General features: G+C 45.5%; 4 protein-coding genes and 1 pseudogene. 1 reads left to right on the top strand and 4 read right to left on the bottom strand.

Going from position 1 to position 4,353, the window contains the following annotated elements:
- Positions 1–177 precede the first annotated feature (177 nt).
- On the top strand, positions 178–534 hold the full coding sequence (locus tag QUA10_RS28580) for an isochorismatase family cysteine hydrolase (RefSeq protein ID WP_333085901.1): 357 nt from the start codon (positions 178–180) through the stop codon (positions 532–534).
- On the opposite strand, the gene QUA10_RS28585 is transcribed toward QUA10_RS28580, so the two are convergent.
- The 4 genes and pseudogenes from QUA10_RS28585 to QUA10_RS28600 form a co-directional block, all read right to left on the bottom strand.
- The gene (locus QUA10_RS28585; protein WP_333085903.1) at positions 531–1,385 is read right to left on the bottom strand and encodes an ABC transporter permease; all 855 of its coding nucleotides are present in this window, start codon (positions 1,383–1,385) and stop codon (positions 531–533) included. The two genes, QUA10_RS28580 and QUA10_RS28585, sit on opposite strands and share 4 nt — an antisense overlap.
- Before the next feature lie 303 nt (positions 1,386–1,688).
- Entirely contained in the window at positions 1,689–3,047 is a 1,359-nt protein-coding gene (gene glnT / locus QUA10_RS28590) for a type III glutamate--ammonia ligase (RefSeq protein ID WP_333085905.1), read from the bottom strand.
- 249 nt (positions 3,048–3,296) lie between these two features.
- Positions 3,297–4,085, bottom strand: a complete 789-nt coding sequence (locus QUA10_RS28595; RefSeq protein WP_333085906.1) for a creatininase family protein — start codon at positions 4,083–4,085, stop codon at positions 3,297–3,299.
- Positions 4,082–4,353, bottom strand: a pseudogene (locus tag QUA10_RS28600) (hypothetical protein); the annotation flags it as partial. The gene QUA10_RS28595 and the pseudogene QUA10_RS28600, both read right to left, overlap by 4 nt.

Below are 4,353 nucleotides of genomic sequence, written 5' to 3' on the forward strand. Positions count from 1 at the left end.
TTCGGCTCCGAGTTAACAATTTTTCTTAATTTTACATCATCTTGCATTTGTCTCACATTTATTTGAAATGACTATATTTATACGCGAGAAAGCCATTTACCTGATCTGTCAGATGTTACGCCCAGTAAAAAAGAACGATACATCAATGCAGGTTACCCCATCGGTAGTTTGGGTAAAATGGGACGCTTTTTAATTCAAGGTGAGCCAGGAACTCAACTGATTGAAGAATTACAACCTCTCGACACTGAATTGCAAATAGACAAACCTGCCCAATCTATATTTGTTTCCACCAATTTGGAGACTCTACTGCGGCAACACAATGTTACTCATCTCCTGTTTACAGGAGTTACCACTGAGTGCTGTGTGCTAGGCAGTTATCGCCATGCCAGCGATCTAGGTTTTTACTGCCTATTACTAGAGGATTGCTGTGCGGCATTAACACCGTGGGAACATCAGGCTGCCATTGATGTAGTGCTTGGAGAAAACGGCGCAATTGGTTGGGTTACATCTTCCGATAAATTGTTAACGCTTTAATGACGAATTTGATCTGCCCAAGGCGTGAGTTGTTGAAAACTCCACTTCAATCCGTAGTCAATCACTAATCCAATTATCCCAATTAAGGCAATGCAGAACAAAACTTTATCGGTTTGCAAAAAACGTTGAGCTTGAATAATTTTGAATCCTAAACCATTTTGGGAAGCTACCAACTCAGCAATCACTAAAAAGTTCCAGGCACCCGAAATATTGACGCGAAGGGTATCAAGAACACTGGGAAATGCGGCAGGAATAATCACTTTAAACACAACATCTCGACGAGTTGCACCAAGTGTATAAGCGACGTTAATCATCTCGTTGGGAATAAACTTGACTGCATCTGCAACCATGATGGCGTTATATAGCACAACCCCCAACATGATAATCAGGATTTTAGAGGGTTCTTCTAAACCCAACCAGATGACAATTAGAGGAACAAAGGCTGTGACTGGCATATAACGAACCGTGCCAACAATCGGCGCAAAGAGACTATCTAGACTGTAAAACGTCCCCATCGCCAGTCCTATGGGCACACCAATAATTCCTGCAACAACAAAACCTGCCAGAACACGAGTGCTACTCGCTAGGACATCTACGATTAAGTTTTCATCGGTGAACATTTTGATTCCGGCATCAATCACTGATGCTGGTGTTGGCAAGAACATGGGGGGCACGAGTTTAAGGGAACTGATCGCCATCCACAACAGCAATGGCACAATTAGAGCAAGCCCAACAAGCAGCAATGATAACCATCTGGGAAAACCCTGACGTATACTCCAGAAAACTGACGGTTTCAAGTAGCTATATTCACGGGGGGCAGGTTCAGGCGTTGTCATAGTAGATTGAGCCATTGAGAGTACCTTTACTATTATTTTTGGCAAGAAACTAGAGTCTGTCCGCACAGTTTGATTTTGTTAACACAAAGGATTTGGACAAGTATTCAGCCTTACAAAGGACTTACGCAAAATTTCGTATTTCTTAGAGCTTTAGCCTTAGTTGTTTAAAAAAATGCAGACAACAATAGCTTGCGAAGGATTAAGCTGTTCTGCATTTAAACTGTATGTCAAGAAATAATCAAAGTCTTGTGAGATGGGCTTCGAGCAGCGTCCCGAATATGCAATTTAAATGCGCGACAGCTTAGAGCGTAGTTGCTGCTAGAAAAATTTGAGATATCGTTGAATTTCCCAGTCAGAGACATGAGTGTGATATTCCTGCCACTCCTGAGATTTAAATTGCACATAGGTTTTGTACATCAACGAACCCATTACTTTCTCGCTTAAGGGATCACGGGCAAAGGCAGTGATTGCCTCATCCAGGTTACGCGGTAGGAAGTTAATTCCCATGTCTACCAGTTGTTCTAGCGAGTAGTTGTACATATTTTCGGTATGGGGATCTCCTGGATCGAGTCCTTCTCGGATGCCTTCCAACCCTGCTGCTAGGAGCATTGCTGCACCCAGATAGGGGTTGCTAGAAATATCTGCTGCACGGCACTCTACCCGCCCCCCTGCTAAGGGAATCCGCAGCATATTGGTACGGTTGTTATTTCCGTAGCAGATATAAACAGGTGCCCAGGTAAAACCAGACATACTACCCCTGGCAATTAGGCGCTTATAACTGTTCACAGTTGGCGCAATGACAGCACAGATAGCAGGAGCATGGCGAAGGATGCCTGAAATGAACTGATAGCCTAGCTTAGAGAGTTTACATCCCCTGGTATCTTCAGACTCGTAAAATAGGTTTTCTCCTGTCCTTATGTCTGCCAGCGACATATTGTAGTGAGCACCACTGCCCGTGCGGTTGGCGAAGGGTTTGGGCATGAAGGTGGCGAAGAAGCCATGCTTACGAGCTATTTCTTTTACCATCAGCCGGAAGAAGGTGAAACGATCTGCCATCTTCAGGGCATCACAGTAGGCAAAATCCGTTTCAAATTGCCCGTTCCCATCTTCGTGGTCAAAGGAGTAGACATCCCAACCCAAGCTATTCATTGCCTCGACAATTTCCTTTACCCAGGTGTAGTTGTCGAGTAGTCCTTGCAGGTCGTAACAGGGTTTTGCCAAGGTGTCGTGATCGCTAACGGGGGTAATTCCCTCCTCCGTTTCTTTGAGAATAAAAAATTCCGTCTCAATCCCTAAATTGAAGGTAAACCCCATACTGGCAGCTTCTGCCAGAACTCGCTTAAGAATTCCACGGCTACAGGCTTCAAAAGGCTTTTTCTGCAAATATAGGTCACTGGTAAACCAGGCAACCTCTGGGTTCCAGGGCAGAATTGTAACTGAATTGGGATCGGGGTGGGCAGCGACTTCTTCATCATTCACATCCTGGGGCACACCATCGAGTGCTGCTCCAGTAAATAATTCTGACCCCGCCATCATCTGCCCTAGATGAGACAGGGGAACAAATTTTGCTTTGCACATACCGTGAATATCGACAAAGCTGGCAAGGGCATACTTAACACCTTGAGACTCTAGGGATTGTTTGAGGGTTTGCAATTCAGGGGTTAGAGTTTCGGTCATTGTCTCGTTTTTATAAGTCAAATTTGGAAGTTGAGGTTAGTCTTATTAAGGAATACCTGTCTAAATGTTAGATATGGGTAAGATAAAATTAGCATAAATTACCGTTAAAATATACATTTACACGGTAGCATATCATGCTGGATGCTATAGCAGTCCTAAATCAGTCGCAAAATTGATTGAGATCAGAATCCTTGTAGTGCAAGCATCTTTCTGGCGTATGGCGCAAGCAAATCATTTAGGATTGCTATATTAGGTGTTAGGTGTTAGGTTGGGAGGCATTTCCTCCAAAGGTGTTCCCTCCACCAAGGCACGTTTTAGTTGTTCGCTGAGTTCAGCAATGCAGGTTTCTAAAATTTGCTTGCCAAAGCTGATATCCGCTTTGCTGGGAGTTCCAACCGCACCGTATACACTTTCTTTGTTGACGGTGTAGGCAAAGAAGCAACCAGCAGAACGATCCGGTTCATCCACTGCTTTATCTATCTGCACTAGATCGGGACGGAGTGACAACATGATAGAGGTTTCGGCACAATTGGCGTGGAAGTTTGCTGCATCCTGGTGGTAGAACTGATGAATGCTAGGCGCAATTTCCCAGATGGAGCGCAAGGCAATCCGCAAATCTGGGTAGGTATGTCGCACATTCTCTAAACCACAGCGCAGGGGTGCCCAGTTAGTGACGTGACCATTGAGTAACAGCAGGCGATTGAATCCAGCACTATAGACCCACTCGGCAATTTCCAGCACTAGCTGTGCTAGGGTTTCGGGACGCAGAGAAAGAGTCCCTGCCCATTTTTTGGAATGTCCCAAGGAACAGCCGTAAGGAAGGGCAGGCAGCACGGGAATTCCGGTTCTGGCAGAGACACCGTGGGCAACGGCGATCGCAGAAAAGGTATCTACGCCAACTGGTAAATGGAGTCCATGTTGTTCCGTTGCACCGACAGGCAGGATAACCATCGTCATCCCATCCTCCCGCAGCGCAGTAATTTGCTCCCAGGTCAGTTCTTCCCACAGCACGGGCTTTCCGCTCGAAGAGTTGCTCATTGTATCATTAGGGGTTCAGAAGGGCATCCCGGTTGGCGTCGTCGATCCAGGTATTCCTGCATAATTTGGTGGTAGCGCTCCTGCCCAAAGATGCGATAGTGACCGGGATAAACTGTCTCTACTGACAGTTTTTGCAGGCGTTCGTAGGTGGCAATATAGGTGGGAATGTGGCTGCAATGGAGTTCATCGAGCGGTAGTGGCCAAGAAGTAATGATGGTAAGATAGTAGCCTTGATAAGTTTTTTGTGAACTATGCCGAATTGTCCCGT

The sequence above is a fragment of the Microcoleus sp. Pol8_D6 genome (assembly GCF_036700965.1).
Classification (GTDB): domain Bacteria; phylum Cyanobacteriota; class Cyanobacteriia; order Cyanobacteriales; family Microcoleaceae; genus Microcoleus.